Here is a 17058-nt window from a genome sequence, read left to right as displayed (position 1 = left end):
ATTTAGCCGGTCATAATATTAAGTAAGAACTCCGCCAGGAGGGCAAGGCATGAAAAAGAAAATTATTGTTGGTTCCATCATCATTTTTTTGTTCGTCATTGGAGGAATGATTACCATAATGCGTCAGCCCGATCCGCAGCAGCTGGTTATCCTGGGCCTGGGAAACCTGAACAAAGCCAATTCATTTTCTTATGTTTTAACGCAGCAGCAGACAGTGGATGGCAAAGCGCGGTTACTGACGAGGATTACCGGCTATAAGAGCGGTGAAAACATTCAGATTCAGGGTCAGCTGGCGGGAAGCAAAGTTGAAATGATTAAGGTGGGTGATGTTCTCTACAACAAGGACCCTTTCAGCAAAGCGTGGGTAAAATTCAGCGATGTATCAGTTGCCCAAAAAGTCTTTCTGGTGGAGCTTAACCCTTTGGCCAGTCTGCAGTTGAAAGAGATCGGTGAGGTGATGCTTAAAGGAGAGAAAGAACTAAACAGCAAGAAATGCTGGGTATGCACGCTAAAACCAAGTGTACAGAATCAGATGATGGAAACCCTATGGACCGGTTTTGAGTACACGCTCTATATCACCAGAAGCACCAAAACTGTAACGCAGGTTGAAGTGAGAGCGCAAAACAAAGAAACCGGAGAACCGATGACCCTGATCCTGGAATTTAAGGATATCGGAAGAAAGATTTCAATCCAGCCGCCTGAAACGGCAGAGTAAATGTCTGGCTTCATAAAAGAAGGTACTGCAAAAACGCTGTTCGTATGCAGTTTTTGCAGTACCTTCTTTTTTATCCTATTCAACTTGTGATATAATTCAGTGGTAATAGCTTGATGGAGTGGTAGAAATGGAAAGAAAGATTGCGAAGGTGCTGATAACCGAGAAACAGCTAAAAAAAAGGGTGGCCGAACTGGGTGAACAGATTACCAACGAATATTTTGGCAAGGATCTTCTGACCATTGGTATTTTTAAAGGGGCTGTGCCTTTTTTTGCAGATTTGATCCGGCAAATCAGAATTCCGTTGAGATATGATTTTATGGCCGTTTCAAGCTATGGGAGCTCCAACCGTTCTTCAGGAGCCGTCAGACTGCTGAAGGATCTGGAAACCAGTGTCGAAGACAAACACGTCCTGATTGTTGAGGATATTGTTGATACAGGGCTTACGCTGAAATACTTGAAGGAAAACCTTCTCAGGAGACAACCCTTAAGCCTGAAGATTGTCACGCTTTTGGACAAGCCGGAGCGGAGACAGGTCGATATTCAGCCTGATTACAATGGCTTTGTGATACCAAATGAGTTTGCAGTCGGCTATGGGCTTGATTATGACGAAATGTACAGGAACCTAACGTATATTGGCGTTTTGAAGCCCGAGGTTTATGAGAAATAAAATCAAAAGAGATTGCTCCATTTTACTGCCAGTTAAGAAAAATCATATCATAAGTCTCAGTACTGAAATGTTGAAAGGATGATGCAAATGGAACGTGAACTGGTGTTGGTTCTTGACTTTGGTGGACAGTATAATCAGCTGATTGCGCGCCGGGTTAGAGAAGCAAAAGTATATTCAGAGATGATTTCATATAAGACCCCTATAGAAAAGATTAAAGCCATGGCCCCGAAAGGAATTATTTTCTCGGGAGGTCCTGCCAGTGTTAATCAGGAGGGCGCGCCTTTCATTGACCCTGCAATCTATGAACTGGGGATACCGATACTCGGAATCTGTTATGGCATGCAGCTGATGACCGTACAGCTTGGCGGACGTGTGGAGAGACCACAGGCCCATGAATATGGGAAAACAGAAATCACGATTGAATATAATGAAGGGGTCTGGCACGGACTCAAAGGTGCTCGTCAGTGTTGGATGAGTCATGGGGACTCAGTTCTGGAACTGCCTGCCGGTTTCATCCGGGCTGCCTTTACTCCCAATACGCCGGTTGCGGGAATCTACTGTCCGGAAAAGAACTTTTATGGTGTTCAATTTCATCCGGAAGTCAAACATACCCCGGAAGGACAGGCAATGCTTGAAAACTTCCTGTACAGGGTATGCGGCTGCCAAGGCAACTGGACCATGGAATCCTTTATTGAATCCCAGGTACAGGAGATCAGGAAGAGAGCCGGAGATAAAAAGGTCTTATGCGCGTTAAGCGGCGGGGTCGATTCTTCTGTCGCCGCAGTACTTGTTCATAGAGCGATCGGGGATCAGCTGACCTGTATTTATGTCGATCATGGATTTATGCGCAAGAATGAATCGGAGCAGGTCAAGGATACGTTTATTGGAAAGTTTCACCTGAATCTGGATTTCGTCGATGCTTCGGGACGTTTTATGGCTAAGGTGAAAGGAATTTCCGAACCGGAAGAAAAACGCAAACGGATTGGCAATGAATTTATCAGGCTGTTCGAAGATGAAGCCCGTAAGTTAGGCCAGATTGATTTTCTGGTACAGGGTACGCTTTATCCGGATATTGTAGAAAGCGGCACCGAAACAGCTGAAACCATTAAAACGCACCACAATGTTGGCGGGCTGCCTGAAGATATGCAGTTTGAACTGATCGAACCTTTACGGATGCTTTTCAAGGATGAAGTCCGGGAAGTCGGACTGGAACTTGGCTTGCCGGAAGAGATTGTCTGGCGCCAGCCATTCCCAGGCCCGGGGCTTGCAATCCGTATCATTGGCGAAATCACGCCGGAAAAGCTGGATTATTTAAGAGAAGCGGATGCAATTGTCAGGGAAGAGATTATTAAAGCCGGACTCCACATGGAGGTATGGCAATACTTTGCGGTGTTGCCCTCTATCCGTAGTGTCGGCGTGATGGGAGATGGACGCACATACGGTTATCCGATCGTCTTGAGGGCGGTCACGAGCGACGACGCGATGACGGCCGACTGGGCAAAGCTGCCGTATGAACTGCTCGAAGTCATCTCAAACAGGATCGTCAATGAAGTCCACGGTGTGAACCGCGTGGTTTATGACATTACCTCTAAACCCCCCGGAACGATTGAGTGGGAATAAAAACTGATAAGCCTATAGGCATATCAGTAAGCCATGGCATATTAATATTGAAACAACCAAGTCTAAACGCTTAACAAGGTCGGTTTTATGGGTATATCAGAAAGTATAATTACTATTACTTTCTGATATATCTAAGTGCAACAAAGCAGCCGCCAAAGACTTGGCACCAGCTAAGTTTTCTTTATAAAAAGGGGTGAATGTCATGAGAATCACGATTTTACCCAAAAGCAAATCCGGCAGAAAATCCTTCATCCTGGTGATTGTCAGCTGGATTTTGTTTGTCGTGGGTTCCGTACTTCCATATAAGGAAGGATATTCCGGCTTAGAACTGATCTTGAATAATCCCCTGCAGGTTGTCATTACCATTCTGATTTTTGCCGCAGGCATTGCAGCGGCCATTATTGGACTGAAAGCTGTTATCAGGAAGAAAGAGCGGTCGGTTCTGGTTTTTCTGGTGATTTTGATCGGCGTGTATTATATCCTGAGTTTTTGCGGCGTCGCTGTGAACGTGTTTTTTAGCTAAACACCTCAGTAAAAGCTAGGTTCTATCCATCATTTTGGGATCTTGTACGATTCTGTTTCTTTTGCTGCACAGCTTATTTATCAATGATTAGAAATGAGCAAAATAATTTTCCGAGTATATACAATAATAAGGTTGAAGGTATTAAGTGACAGGAAGGGATGATTATATGAAGGCGAAGTTATGGCCCCAATCCCGTTCCGGCCAATGGTCGGCTGGACTGAGCATTGCTTTTATTGTATTGATCATGCTGAAAATGATGGGCGCACTGCCTTTTCCGACGTTTGCAGTAGCTGCATTGGGATTAGCAGGCTTTATTGCCGGAATTGCGGCAATCATTGGGAAAAAGGAAAGGGCGATCCTGGTGTTTCTGCCAATACTTGTAGGATTGCTGATTATCTCCTGGACTGTGGCTGAGATTGTTTATCCGCATTAGGCCTTTAATTAATTCCAACATTAAAAAGGTGGTACTGTCTTGAACGGAAATATTATCATTTCTTTCATTGTGCTGCTGTATGGTTTGGTCATCGGCAGTTTTCTGAATGTGTGCATTTACCGGATTCCAATAGGAAAAAGCGTTGTCAGTGGCAGATCCTATTGCCCGCACTGTGATACGCTGATTCCGTGGTATCTGAACATCCCTGTTTTCAGCTACTTCTTTCTGCAGGGGCGCTGCAAAAACTGCCGGGGCCCGATCTCCCCGGTCTATCCCGCAGTCGAACTGCTGAACGGGGTCTTGTACCTGATTGTCTGGTTTACCAATGGACTGAGCCTGGAAAGTGTTTTTCTGGCAATGCTTTTGTCTGTGCTGATTGTCGTGTCGTTTATTGACTGGCAGAAAAGGGTGATTCCGAATAAGCTGGTCGTTTTTTTGTTGGGCTTAAGTGTTTTACACGGCGTTTATCAGAGCGTGTATTTTGGAGCTGCGTGGTATACCTGGGCCATTGGTTTTTTTGCGGCTTCCGTACCGCTTTTTCTTCTGAGCTTGTTTTTCCCCGATGGCCTAGGCGGAGGAGATATCAAGCTGATGGCCGCAGCAGGGCTTTTTATGGGCCCGTCGGTGCTGTTGGCGTTGTTCCTTGGTTCGTTGTATGCAGGTCTTACTGCGCTGTTACTGATCACAGTCAAAAAAAGATCCCCGAAATCAGAGATTCCTTTCGGACCGTTTCTGTCCCTCGGAATATTTACCGCAATGATCTTTGGAGAGCAGATCTTTCTATCCGCTGTGTCAGTATAATGGGAAATAGACGGAATACGGATAGTATATGAGTAATACGTTCTATAATAATGTAAATAATTTGAGAATGACGATATGAGTAATGAAGAAAACAAGATAATGGCTGACCAGAAATGCAATGAACATGCAGAAGTTCATTGCATTATTTTATGCCCGCGCTCTTGTCTGAATAAATCTATGCTATTTTTCCAAACTATTACTGAATAGTTCTTTGCCCTGAAAATAACCACGTCTTGAAACGATCAGAAAAATCATTGCTGTTATCGGAAAGGATCGTGTACCTGCTATGACTAAGCCACAGGCAATCGATGTTATGGAACCAACCAATGAAAATCTGCCCAGAGAAAAATTCGAGGAACTGGAAGCTTTTATTAACAGTTTACCAACAACGAAAAGCGCTCTGATTGAAATCTTACATAAGGCCCAGAATATTTTCAGTTATTTACCGAGGGATGTACAACTTTTTATTGCCCGGAAATTAGGAATTCCGGGAGCGGAAGTATTCGGAGTCGTCAGCTTTTATTCCTACTTTACAACTAAGCCAAGGGGAAAACATACGATCAGTGTCTGTATGGGGACTGCTTGCTTTGTCAAAGGGGCGGATAAAATTATGGAAAGACTGAAAGAAAAGCTTGGTATTGAATCCAATGAAATTACACCTGACGGTCTTTTCGGTCTGAAAGATGTTCGTTGCATCGGCACTTGCGGCATGGCTCCCGTTATGATGATTGATGACAAAGTATTTGGCCGGGTGAGAGAAGAGGACCTGGATACCATCCTCGAATCATACCGCCGGAAGGAGATACAGGTATGAAGGTTGGTTCGTTGGAGGACTTAAGAAGAATTAAAGAAGAATACCAAAAAAATATAAATATAGGACAAGGCGGCCAAACGCCGGAAGGACAAATCAAAATTCTTGTGGGGATGGGCACCTGCGGCATCTCATCAGGTTCAAGGGAGACCTACAATACTTTTTTGGATGAGATCACTGCCCAGAACATAACCAATGCTAAAGTTGTTCCAGTTGGCTGCATTGGCTGCTGTCACTCGGAACCAACTGTTCAGGTAAATAAACCGGGCGAACAACCGGTTCTCTATGGCAATGTAACCAAAGACAAGGTTCGGGAAATTATGGAGCAGCATATTAAGAACGGCAAAGCAGTTGAAAATCTCTCTTTGGAAATAAACTTTGACCGGGTGTAGAAGCGGGCACAGATTACAAAGTACGTAAATTTGTTTGGAGGCTATGATGTCAGAAACAGCAAAAAATCTGAAACAGTACCGAATTGCCCTGCGCAATTGCGGTCTGATTAACCCGGAAAATATCTTGGATTATATTGCGGTCGGAGGCTATGAGGCCTTGGGAAGAGTGCTGACAACAATGTCCCAGGATCAGGTCATAGACGAAATAAAAAAATCCGGGCTGCGAGGCCGCGGCGGCGGAGGATTCCCCACAGGTCTCAAATGGGAAATTACAAAGAATCAAGAAAACAAGGACAAATATATTATTTGCAATGCAGACGAAGGTGACCCCGGGGCCTTCATGGACCGGAGCATCCTGGAGGGCGATCCTCATTCCGTTTTAGAGGCCATGGTGATCGGTGGCTATGCGATTGGCGCCACCACTGGATTCATTTACATTCGGGCCGAATACCCGTTGGCAATTTCTAGGCTGCAAATTGCTTTGCGGCAGGCCCGAGAATTGGGCTTCCTGGGCGAAAATATTTTCAACACGTCTTTTTCCTTTGATATCCAGTTGAAATATGGAGCTGGGGCTTTTGTCTGCGGGGAAGAAACAGCGCTCATTAACTCCTGTGAAGGAAAACGCGGTGAGCCAAATTTTAAACCGCCTTATCCTGCGGAAGAAGGATATTGGGGCTGTCCGACCTGTGTAAACAATGTGGAGACGTTTGCCAATATTTCTCCGATTATCCTCAAAGGGAGCAGTTGGTTCGCTTCCATTGGCACTGAGAAAAGTAAAGGGACCAAGGTTTTTGCGTTGGTCGGTAAAGTCAAAAATGTTGGCCTGGTCGAAGTCCCCATGGGAACAACCTTACGAGAAATTATCTTTCAAATTGGCGGAGGTATCCCCAACGGCCACAAATTCAAAGCCGTTCAAACAGGGGGACCGTCCGGAGGCGTGATCCCGGAGAAACACCTGGACATTCCTTTAGACTATGATAACCTGCTCAGTATCGGGTCCATGATGGGATCAGGGGGCATGATCATCATGGATGAAACCGATAATATGGTCAATATCGCCAAGTTTTACCTGGAGTTTACGATGGATGAATCCTGTGGCCGCTGCACCCCCTGCCGGATCGGTACCAAGCGGTTATATGAAAAGCTGAATCTAATTACCCGCCGCAAAGGAACGATGGCGGATTTAGATGCCATCAAACAGCTCGCTTACATGGTTAAAGGTAGTTCGCTCTGCGGGCTTGGTCAGACTGCGCCCAGCCCGGTCATCAGTACCATGAAATATTTTTGGGACGAATACCTGGCCCTGATCAAAGACATTGACCATCCTCGAGGGGAAGGCCATTATCAAGCAAAGAATAAAATTGGTCTGAAATCATAAGGAGGCTAACCATGACCCACGTTCAACAAACGCATCCTGCTAAAAAAATGATTGATTTTAAAATTAATCATCAATATCTAAGGGTCCCTGAAGGTATCACCATTTTGGAAGCCGCCCATAAAGCAAGAGTTCGGATTCCAACTTTATGTCATCTGGATTTGCATGATATCAAAATGGTCAATCAGACGGCTTCCTGCAGGGTCTGCATGGTTGAGCTAATCGATGAGAAGACAAACCGGAATAAACTTGTCCCGGCGTGCGTAACCACCATTACGGATGGAATGGAAGTACTCACGCATACGCTTACAGCAATTACAGCCAGAAGAATGGCGGTTGAACTCCTGTTATCGAATCATCCCAATGAATGCTTTACCTGTCCCAAAAACGGAGAATGTGAGCTTCAGGCCTTAGCCGCAGAATTAGGGGTCCGGCATATCCGCTGGGAAGGTGAACGGATGAATTATCCGAAGGACGTATCCAGTGAGGCGATCGTCAAAGACGCCAACAAGTGCATTTACTGCCGGCGTTGTGAAACGATGTGCAATAAGGTCCAAACCTGCGGTATCCTGTCAGGGATCGGCCGCGGATTTGAAGCCTTCGTTGGCCCTGCCTTTAATATTCCGATGGTAGAGTCTTCTTGTACTTACTGCGGGCAATGTGTTCAGGTATGCCCTACAGCAGCGCTTACGGAAATTAATCATACCGATAAAGTATGGGAAGCTTTAAATGATCCGGATAAATATGTGATTGTCCAAACTGCTCCGGCTATCCGCGTAGCCATCGGAGAAATATTTGATATGGAACCGGGGACGATTGCAACCGGCCAGCTTGTAACCGCCTTAAAGCGTATCGGATTTAACGCAGTTTTCGATACGGATTTTGGAGCGGACTTGACAATTATGGAAGAAGCCTCAGAACTGATCTACCGTCTGCAGAACAATAAAACACTTCCGATACTCACGAGCTGCTGTCCGGCCTGGGTCAAATTTATTGAGCATCAGTTCCCTGAATTGTTGGAAGTGCCTTCCACCTGCAAGTCACCGCATATTATGTTCGGTACAATCGTTAAAACTTATTATGCCGAGAAGAATGGCATTGACCCGGACAATATTGTAGTGGTCTCCGTCATGCCCTGTATTGCCAAGAAAGCCGAGGCCAAGCGTCCGGAACTAACTAAGGATGAGCATAATAACGTCGATATTGTCGTCACGACCCGTGAACTTGGCCTAATGATCAAAGAAGCCGGTCTGGATTTTATCAATCTGCCTTCGAGTGAATATGACAAACCATTGGGTGAAACCACAGGTGCCTCAGTGATCTTTGGAACCAGCGGCGGGGTTATCGAAGCTGCGCTCCGGACAGCTTATGAGTGGCTGACCGGTGAAGAATTACAGAAAGTTGAGTTCGAGCAGCTCCGGGGAGATGGAGGCTTGCGAAAGGCCACAGTTCAAATCGGCGACAAGATGCTACGGATAGGCATTGCCAGCGGGCTCGGAAACGCCCGGACTCTGCTCGAGGAAATCAGGGACGGTAAGAATCAGTACGAAGCCATTGAAATTATGGCTTGTCCCGGGGGCTGTGTTGCCGGAGGTGGGCAGCCCTACCATCACGGCAATTTTGAAATTGTCCGCAAGCGTCAGGAAGCCATCTATCAGGAAGATAAAAATAAAAAGATCAGAAAATCTCATGAGAATTCAGAAATCCAGAAAATTTATCAGGAATATCTGGGACAGCCTTTCAGTGACACTGCCCACAGATTGCTTCATACTCATTTTGAAGAGAGAGAAAGAATCTAATAGTACCGCAGCAAAATATACGCCGAGGCGATCACAATGGATAGAAGCATGAACGGAAATCCGATCAGGAAATATTTTTTGTAGCTGATCGTATAGCCGTTTTTTTCGGCAATCCCTGAGACAATGACGTTGGCCGAGGCACCGACAATGGTGCCGTTTCCGCCCAGGCAGGCGCCCAGAGCCAGAGACCACCAGAGCGGCTGGAGTTGTTCCGGTGTCAGCCCACCGAGGACCCCGATTTTTTGAATCAACGGGATCATGGTGGCCACGAATGGAATATTATCGACGAAAGCTGAAAAAATAGCGGAAAGCCAGACAATCAGCATCGCCATGACGACCGGCACACCGCCGGTAAGCCCAAGGCTCCATTCAGCAATCTTGTCCAGGACGCCGACTTCGACCAATCCTCCGACTAAAACAAATAATCCGGTAAAGAAGAAGATCGTCGGCCATTCAATCGCCAGAAATACTTCTTCCGGTTCCTCGCGGCTCAGCACCATGAGCAGCATGCCTCCGGCCAGTGCAATCGTAGCGGTCTCAACATGGATGACGGCGTGCAGCATAAAACCGACAATGGTCAGAGAGAGCACGGCCAGGCTTCTTTTGAGCTGGGCCCAGTCTTTAATATAGTTGTATTCATTTTGCGACAGCAGCAGGGCGATGGATTCCTTATCGGTCTTTAGCTTTTGGCGATAAAGAAAATAAAAGCCCAATAGGGTAACAGCCAAGATCACAATCGTCACAGGTGCCAGGTTCACCATGAAATCCATAAAAGTAAGCTCTGCCGGTCCGGCAATCATGATATTCGGCGGATCACCGATCAGGGTCGCGGTTCCCCCGATGTTGCTGGCTAGAATCTGGGTAATCAAAAAAGGTATTGGGTTTAATTTCAAGGTTTCAGCAATCACAATGGAAACCGGAACGACCAGCAAAACAGTTGTCACGTTATCCAGAAAAGCCGATAAAACGGCAGTCAGTATAGCCAAAGAGATCAGCAGTCTGATTGGATTGCCTTTGACTTTCTTGGCGACCCAAATAGCCAGAAAGCCGAAGACACCGGAACGTCTGGTCAGATCGACAATGATCATCATGCCGATAAGTAAGCCCAGCGTATTCCAGTTGATGTGTTCGACAGCAGTTTCCTGCGGGAACACACCCAAAAGAATCAGGAGACAGGCACCGAGGGCCGCGGCGACAGCCCGCGGGATTTTCTCCGTTACGATCAGTGCATACGTAGCTACAAAAATAACAAGGGTCAGAATCAAGGTCATGAATCGTACACCTCCATCATTAGTGTGGTCAATTTTTATTGGCCTAACCGGTTAGAATATACAAAATAGTTGAAATAAAAAGAGCAGATCCATAAAAGGAACTGCTCTCCCCTGAGAAGTTCAAAATCCTTGTAGTCTGGCAATCCTGTCAGAATATCCTGGAAATGCATTTGGATTCCATTCATTTTGTATTGCATGCATTTCAAATTCCCTGATTTAGACCCATGACTTTAGCGTCCTTCACTTTCGTGAAGTTTGCCCCAACACATTAAAAACCATATTATATTTTAATTGAAATCTGAGAAATCCTGATCAACCGGATTGTGTCTAGAAAAGAAGTATAGCATCTCCGTTCATATTTTGTAAAGATCAGTTCGATCTTCTCAAATAATATTCAAAATTCTCGAGTGCCCAGGCATCATGGTACAAATTCCCTTCCCGGGATGCAGGGTCCAAAAGTGAGGCGCAATAGGCTGTTCTTTTTCCATCGGCTAGCTCTTGAAATACTTCGAGGTATTTCCATTTAGCCTTTTTGGCAAAGCTTTCGTTACTGTTGGCTTGCTTGGCCAGCATAAAGCAGGTTTTTATGCTTCTGTTCAGCGTGCAGAGGTTTTGGGCCTGACACTTGTCACAGCCGATGAACTGGGTCATATCAATTTCCACGGTCGTGACAAAGCCGACTTTGAAAGGTGTATAATGCACAATCCTTGGTGATAATTCAGCATCGCCATACCCGCATTCCTCATTCCAATAACCGATCCGGTCAATGAGCTCGGGCCGTAACCCCTGAAGACATCCCGGAATAAAATCCATGATTACATCAATGCCGGCATTTCTCAGCTGAAGATAGGACAGATCATTCTTGACCTGAGGAATGACGGGAGGGAGAAATCTCGGATAAGGGTTATCCCGCATGATTCCTAAGAGACCCACTTCCGGAAAAGCTTCAAATATTTCCATATACCTGGTCAGCCAGTTTTTGGTCTTGATATAGACATCGCTGTCAATCGTGAAGAAATACTGGTTGGGTTTTCTTTTTCTGAGGTTGTAGTTCAGGACATAGATCGGTCCCCGGTTAACCTTAAAGCGTGTTTTGGATTTAATTCTTTTGTCCTGAAGGCTTTTGATATAATTCCAGGTATTATCTTTGGAGTTGCAGTCGATGATATGCATTTCAAAATCTTCGTCCGAATCCAAAATCTTGTTTAGGTTCTGCATGGTAAGCCCGAGACGATTCAAGGTAACATAGCTGATAAAAGGAGGAGGGGAGCTACTGTCTATCGTGTTCTGTACAGAAGGTTCAATGATTTCTTCCAGGATCCCAGGATCCAGAATCTGTTGAAGGATGGTGGCGTCGTCTAATTCTTCCCAGTCAATGTTTTTTGGAACCGCCTGTTGAGAAATTTCCACAGCAGGAGTGTCAGCGGCTTCCTGAACAGGGAAGGGGCTAATGCGTTTTTGCGGGGCAGAGGTTTGGGCCTGACTAATGGCTTCGATAACAAGCTGTATCGCAGTTTTGATCAAAATAGAAGAAAGTTCCTTCATATCATCAGTCCTTTAGGTGAATGGGTCTCAACCAAATTTTTTAAATGTTTAATCGGTCGGGCAGGGACGCCGACGGCCGTGCAGTATTCCGGGATATCGTGGGTGACGGTAGCGCCAGCCCCGATGATGCTCCACCTGCCAATCTCTTTTTCGGGAATCACCACAGTTTTGGAACCGATTTCACAACCTTCATGAACCTGCACGTTTCCGGCCAGGGTGATGTCCCAGTATAAAGAGGAGTAGTCCTGGACAGCCGTATCGTGACCAATCCTGCAGCCTGGATTTAAGGCTACGTGACTGCCTATCCTGACATCCGTCGACAGAAAACTATTCCAGCAGATGATATTGCCGCAGCCCAATTGAACGGAGCGGCTTATTCGGGCAGCGGGATGAATCAGGTTGGCAAAATATAGCTGAAAACTGGACAGGCTGGCGATTAGACGGTATTTATCCGTCGGTCTGGCGACCGCACATACAATCCAGAGAGGGTGCCCTGTGTTTTTTTCGAGCCAGTCCAGGTTACCCAGAATAGGATAGTTATTGATAACCTTTCCTTGTTTGGCTGGAGTTTGGTCGATATAGCCCAGCAGGTTCCACTGCTTTTTTTCTGTATTGATATCTTCGACGAGTTCGGTAGCTTCCCGGCCAAAGCCGCCGGCTCCAAAAATGACGAGATCTTTTATGGCCAATGATCACACGCTCAATTCATTTATTGATTTTTTGTCTCAGTCTATTTGTTTTCTATTCTTCTTTTCTTATTTTTCTGATGATATCGCCTATTTTTTGAACGTCGGACGCTGACATTCTTCCGTGAAGTGGCAGAGCCAGAACACTTTCCGCGACTTTGTTGGCTGTGGCTAGATTGTCTGCGGAGGATGAAGGAAGACCTTTAAAACACTTGAAATTGCTGCAGAGCGGGTAAAAATATTTTCGGCAAAAAATATTGAAGCTTGAAAATCGGCTATAGAGCTCGTCCCGGGAGATACCGTACGCAGCCGGATCAACCCGGATAACAAAATACGGATAATTGGCTGTAATTTCTTCAGCCTCCTGGGAGACGGTTATGCCTGGGACATCAGCCAGAACTTGCCGGTACTGGTTGGTAAGATATTTCCTTTGGGCTATTTCAGCTTCCACTTCTTTTAAGAGCAAAATGCCGACAGCGGCTTGTAATTCGTTCAGTTTACCGTTTATACCGGGTTCGTCCACACTGTAGTCTTCTTTTAGACCAAAATTTCTCAAACACTTGGCTTTCTGCTGGAGGTCCTGATCCCGAAAGATAAGTGCGCCGCCTTCGACGGTGTGAAAGATTTTGGTGGCATGAAAGCTGAACATGGTGATATCTCCATAGGCGCCAATTGGCTTACCCTTTATTTTCACACCAAAAGCGTGGGCGCCGTCATAAAGTACTTTCAGGTTGTGCCTTGCCGCAATCCGGTCAATCTTTTCGACCTCGCACGGATGGCCGAAAACGTGTACCGGCAGGATGGCAGTTGTTTTATCCGTAATCAGGGACTCGATACGGTCGGCGTCAATATTAAACGTGGCTTCTTCAATGTCGCAGAAGACTGGCGTAAGATGATTCCAGGCCAGCGCGTTGGCCGTAGCGGCAAAGGTAAACGGTGTCGTGATGACTTCCCCGGACAGATCCAGGGTCTTGCACGCAATTTGCAAGGCATTCGTGCCATTTGCAAAAACCGATAAATATTGGGCACCCAGGAAAGCAGTCAGTTTTCTTTCTAGTTCTTGGACCATCTTCCCGTTATTGCTGAGCTGCCTGCTTTGCCATATTATTTCGAGCATGCTGTAAGTCTCCTCCAAGTCTGGAAGCAAAGGTTCGGTAACATAGACCGGTTCAGAAAAATCATCATTGTTTAACATTTTTTTCTCCCCTGGCAAATATTCAGTTGGCTTTGGATGCATAGAACTGAAAGTTTTCGGTTGCCCAGTCAAGGTTGTAGTTTTCCTCCGCAGTGGAGTTACAGCTGAATAATGAAGTGCAGTATGGGGAACGGGCACCGCTCTGCAGATCCTTAACTGTTTCGTCAAATTTCCAGCGGTATTGTTCTCGAAATAATTTATTTTGGTTTAATTTTTCGTAGATGGTAAAACAGGTTTCTCCGGTTTTGGTCTCTCCGTTTTTTGACAGACGGCAGAAGGACTGACCGGGGCATTTGCCGCAAGTTATTTGTTGCGGGATAGAAATATTCACGTTCATCAGAATTCCTGTTTTAAACGCTGTAAAATGATTAGCCCTTAGAAACAGCTCTCTGCTGCCAAAATTATTTTCTTCACTCCAAAAGCCAATTTTAGAGATAAGATTAGGGCTCAAGGCCAGGATGCTGCCGGGAATATAATCCTGCAAATAATCAGACCTGTTTTTGGTCAATTCCAGATAAACCAAATCATTTTTGATGACAGGGGTAGTAGGGGGCATATTTGGGGGCGGAAAACCGGCATGAATACTGAGTAAGCCGATATCCGGAGTACTTTTAGACACCCTTAGGATGTAGGTCAGCCAATTTTTGCTTTCAATCACAACATCCTGATCGACAGCGATAAAATATTGATCATCTCTTCTCTTAGACAGATTCAGATTTGAGGCGTAGACCTGCCCTAGATTGACAGGGAGCCTTGTTTTGAATTTAATCCGCCTATCCTTCAGACTTTGGATATATTTCCAGGTCCCGTCTGTGGAATTATTATCAACAATTGCTAATTCAAAGTTTTCCGGCGTTTCAAGGACACTTGAAAGGCTCCTGATTGTCTGGCCCAGGCGGTTAAAGGTTACATAGCTTAGGAGCGGCGCTACCATTCCTATATCTCCCTCCACTTAATCGTCTTTTTACTTGATCATCCCTTTAGGTTCTGATAGGGCAACTATCACTTTATTATATGGGAGGAGTTGTCCGTGGTTACACCATTGCGGTTCTTGCGCAATATTATATTAGAAAGACAACCCTCTCTTTATAGAAAATCTTACCGGTTAAAGGCAGGAGAATAATTTGAAAGCTCTGATTTTAAGCGGAGGAACAGGAACAAGGCTCAGACCGCTGACCTATTCCAAGGCGAAACAGCTTCTTCCCTTGGTCAACAAACCAGTACTGATCTATCTTATTGAAAAGATAGCCAGGGCAGGTATCCATGATATTGGGATTATCGTTGGGGATACGCAGGAACAAGTAAAAAAAACGGTCGGCAGCGGAGAAGCGTGGGGCACGGCAATCACCTATATTCATCAGCATAAATCCCTGGGGCTCGCCCATGCTGTTCGGACTGCGGCCGACTTTCTTGGCCGCGATGATTTTGTGATGATCCTTGGAGACAACATCTTCAATATGGAGCTGGATAGCTTCATTCAAAATTTCTACCAGCAAAAGGCCAACACCAGCGTATTGCTTCATACGGTCAGCAATCCTTCCCAATTCGGGGTTGCGGTGGTGAAAGACGGATTTGTAACAGCGCTTTACGAAAAGCCTGAGAAGTATATCAGTAACTTGATCATCACAGGGGTCTATGCCTTTGACCACAGCATTTTTGCAGCGATTGACAGAATCAAACCGTCCCGCCGGGGAGAACTTGAGATTACCGATGCAATCCAAAATCAATTGAAAAACGGGGCCAGGGTCACTTGCGATCTGGTCCGGGGATGGTGGAAGGATACAGGAAAATTAAACGACATTCTTGAAGCAAATCGCTTGATGTTTGATGCAGCGCTGGCCGAAAAAGTTCAAATGGGAAACAATGTGACCATTCGGAACAGTATTATTCAGGGGCCAGTTCATCTGGACGATGATGCTGTCATTACGGACAGCTTTATCGGACCGTATACGACAGTGGGCAGGAGAACCCGGATTACAGAATGTGAGATCGAAAATTGTATTATCCTAGAGGATACGCAACTTGCCAATGTCTCCAAGAAAATCAGCGGAAGCTTAATCGGAAACCAGGTTTCCATTCAAGGCAGCCCCGAAAACAGCTCTTTAGTCAGTACTTTTTTTCTTGGGGACCACTGTCAGATCGATCTCTAGTTTGCCAGTTGAGCTGGCCGAAAAAATATAATTTGAGGTGTAGAATATGAGAGTTCTTATGGTTACCGGTGGCGCAGGCTTTATCGGAAGCAATTTTATTAAATATATTTTGCAGCGCAACCAGGATGTTATCGTCATTAATTTTGATAAACTGACTTACGCAGGAAAGGTGGAAAATCTTCAAGACCTGGCAGCTCATCCAAGGTATTATTTTACGCAGGGGGATATCAGTACTGCGAAAGAGGTCAAACGCATTATTCAGGAATGTGACCCCGATGATGTGATTAATTTTGCTGCCGAATCGCATGTGGACAGAAGTATTACCGATCCTCTGGTTTTCGGCCGAAGCAATTTGATGGGGACTTTAACGCTGCTTCATTGTTTCAAGGAACATTGGGAGAAGAACGGCTTTACGGGAAAACGCTTTATTCAGGTTTCCACCGATGAAGTATACGGAAGTCTTGATAATGAGGCAGAACAGTTTTCGGAGCATTCCATGATTCGTCCAAACAGCCCATATTCGGCTTCCAAAGCAGCTGCTGATTTAATGGCCAGGGCTTTTGCCAGAACTTACGGCTTTCCGGTGATCGTGACCCGGTGCTGCAATAACTACGGACCCAATCAGGATAAAGAAAAATTTATTCCGCATAGTATCATTCAGGTTTTACAGGATATGCCGCTGACTGTCTATGGGGATGGGTCCCATAAACGTGAATGGATCCACGTACTGGACCATTGTGCGGCGCTTGCGGAGATACTTTCGGACGGGGAACCAGGAGAGGTATATAATATTGGGAGCGGGGAGGAAACATCGAACCTAGAGATGGCCCGGACCATACTGAACATGCTGGGTAAACCGGCGGATGCGCTGGTTCAGGTAGCCGACAGGCCCGGACACGACTGGAGATACGCGCTGGACAGCACGAAGCTGAAAACGAAGCTGGGTTGGCAATGCCGGTATCATCTTAACGAGGGAATTCGGGATACGATTCAATGGTATCGGGACAACCGAGCCTGGTGGGATAAACCTGACAGCATAAACCCGCTGGGATGAATTCAAAAAGATGCTGCCAAG

The 17058-nt window shown here is 45.8% G+C and carries 17 protein-coding genes and 1 riboswitch; of the genes, 12 read left to right on the top strand and 5 right to left on the bottom strand.

Annotated elements, in window-relative coordinates; genetic code table 11:
• Nucleotides 1–49 precede the first annotated feature (49 nt).
• The 10 genes from NC238_05760 to NC238_05715 all read left to right on the top strand — a co-directional run bounded on the left by NC238_05760 (nucleotide 50) and on the right by NC238_05715 (nucleotide 9136).
• The gene (locus NC238_05760; protein MCM1565447.1) at nucleotides 50–715 is read left to right on the top strand and encodes a hypothetical protein; all 666 of its coding nucleotides are present in this window, start codon (nucleotides 50–52) and stop codon (nucleotides 713–715) included.
• Between the two features lie 127 nt (nucleotides 716–842).
• A complete protein-coding gene (gene hpt, locus NC238_05755) occupies nucleotides 843–1382 on the top strand; it encodes a hypoxanthine phosphoribosyltransferase (GenBank protein ID MCM1565446.1) in 540 nt (179 codons plus the stop codon).
• Between the two features lie 81 nt (nucleotides 1383–1463).
• Nucleotides 1464–3002, top strand: coding sequence for a glutamine-hydrolyzing GMP synthase (gene guaA / locus NC238_05750; GenBank protein ID MCM1565445.1), 1539 nt, complete (start codon nucleotides 1464–1466; stop codon nucleotides 3000–3002).
• A gap of 202 nt (nucleotides 3003–3204) precedes the next feature.
• Nucleotides 3205–3525, top strand: coding sequence for a hypothetical protein (locus NC238_05745; protein ID MCM1565444.1), 321 nt, complete (start codon nucleotides 3205–3207; stop codon nucleotides 3523–3525).
• Nucleotides 3526–3691: 166 nt separating this feature from the next.
• Nucleotides 3692–3958, top strand: a complete 267-nt coding sequence (locus tag NC238_05740) for a hypothetical protein (protein MCM1565443.1) — start codon at nucleotides 3692–3694, stop codon at nucleotides 3956–3958.
• Nucleotides 3959–3997: 39 nt separating this feature from the next.
• Nucleotides 3998–4759, top strand: a complete 762-nt coding sequence (locus tag NC238_05735; GenBank protein MCM1565442.1) for a prepilin peptidase — start codon at nucleotides 3998–4000, stop codon at nucleotides 4757–4759.
• A gap of 286 nt (nucleotides 4760–5045) precedes the next feature.
• Nucleotides 5046–5573, top strand: a complete 528-nt coding sequence (locus NC238_05730) for an NAD(P)H-dependent oxidoreductase subunit E (GenBank protein MCM1565441.1) — start codon at nucleotides 5046–5048, stop codon at nucleotides 5571–5573.
• Nucleotides 5570–5962, top strand: a complete 393-nt coding sequence (locus NC238_05725) for a (2Fe-2S) ferredoxin domain-containing protein (GenBank protein MCM1565440.1) — start codon at nucleotides 5570–5572, stop codon at nucleotides 5960–5962. Before NC238_05730 ends, NC238_05725 begins: the two co-directional genes overlap by 4 nt.
• Before the next feature lie 46 nt (nucleotides 5963–6008).
• On the top strand, nucleotides 6009–7340 hold the full coding sequence (locus NC238_05720) for an NADH-quinone oxidoreductase subunit F (GenBank protein ID MCM1565439.1): 1332 nt from the start codon (nucleotides 6009–6011) through the stop codon (nucleotides 7338–7340).
• 47 nt (nucleotides 7341–7387) lie between these two features.
• The gene (locus tag NC238_05715; protein ID MCM1565438.1) at nucleotides 7388–9136 is read left to right on the top strand and encodes an NADH-dependent [FeFe] hydrogenase, group A6; all 1749 of its coding nucleotides are present in this window, start codon (nucleotides 7388–7390) and stop codon (nucleotides 9134–9136) included.
• Here the strand turns inward: NC238_05715 and NC238_05710 are convergent.
• From NC238_05710 to NC238_05690, 5 genes are all read right to left on the bottom strand, one after another.
• A complete protein-coding gene (locus tag NC238_05710; protein MCM1565437.1) occupies nucleotides 9133–10407 on the bottom strand; it encodes an ArsB/NhaD family transporter in 1275 nt (424 codons plus the stop codon). The genes NC238_05715 and NC238_05710 overlap by 4 nt on opposite strands.
• A gap of 127 nt (nucleotides 10408–10534) precedes the next feature.
• Nucleotides 10535–10677, bottom strand: a riboswitch (cyclic di-GMP riboswitch).
• Between the two features lie 99 nt (nucleotides 10678–10776).
• Nucleotides 10777–11952: a glycosyltransferase gene (locus tag NC238_05705; protein ID MCM1565436.1), complete on the bottom strand. Its 1176-nt coding sequence runs from the start codon at nucleotides 11950–11952 to the stop codon at nucleotides 10777–10779.
• On the bottom strand, nucleotides 11949–12641 hold the full coding sequence (locus tag NC238_05700) for an acetyltransferase (protein ID MCM1565435.1): 693 nt from the start codon (nucleotides 12639–12641) through the stop codon (nucleotides 11949–11951). The genes NC238_05705 and NC238_05700 overlap by 4 nt, the downstream gene beginning before the upstream one ends.
• Before the next feature lie 52 nt (nucleotides 12642–12693).
• Complete coding sequence (locus NC238_05695; GenBank protein MCM1565434.1) at nucleotides 12694–13833, bottom strand: DegT/DnrJ/EryC1/StrS family aminotransferase; 1140 nt, start codon at nucleotides 13831–13833, stop codon at nucleotides 12694–12696.
• Between the two features lie 22 nt (nucleotides 13834–13855).
• The gene (locus tag NC238_05690) at nucleotides 13856–14767 is read right to left on the bottom strand and encodes a glycosyltransferase (GenBank protein MCM1565433.1); all 912 of its coding nucleotides are present in this window, start codon (nucleotides 14765–14767) and stop codon (nucleotides 13856–13858) included.
• A 190-nt stretch (nucleotides 14768–14957) separates the two neighbouring features.
• Here NC238_05690 and NC238_05685 point away from each other — a divergent pair, with 190 nt between their 5' ends.
• Nucleotides 14958–15983, top strand: coding sequence for a glucose-1-phosphate thymidylyltransferase (locus NC238_05685; protein MCM1565432.1), 1026 nt, complete (start codon nucleotides 14958–14960; stop codon nucleotides 15981–15983).
• 46 nt (nucleotides 15984–16029) lie between these two features.
• Complete coding sequence (gene rfbB, locus NC238_05680; protein ID MCM1565431.1) at nucleotides 16030–17037, top strand: dTDP-glucose 4,6-dehydratase; 1008 nt, start codon at nucleotides 16030–16032, stop codon at nucleotides 17035–17037.
• The last annotated feature ends 21 nt before the right edge of the window (nucleotides 17038–17058 follow it).

Origin of the sequence: Dehalobacter sp. (genome assembly GCA_023667845.1) — a bacterium.
Lineage (GTDB): Bacteria > Bacillota > Desulfitobacteriia > Desulfitobacteriales > Syntrophobotulaceae > Dehalobacter.
This window is presented reverse-complemented; position numbering and strand designations above follow the sequence as displayed.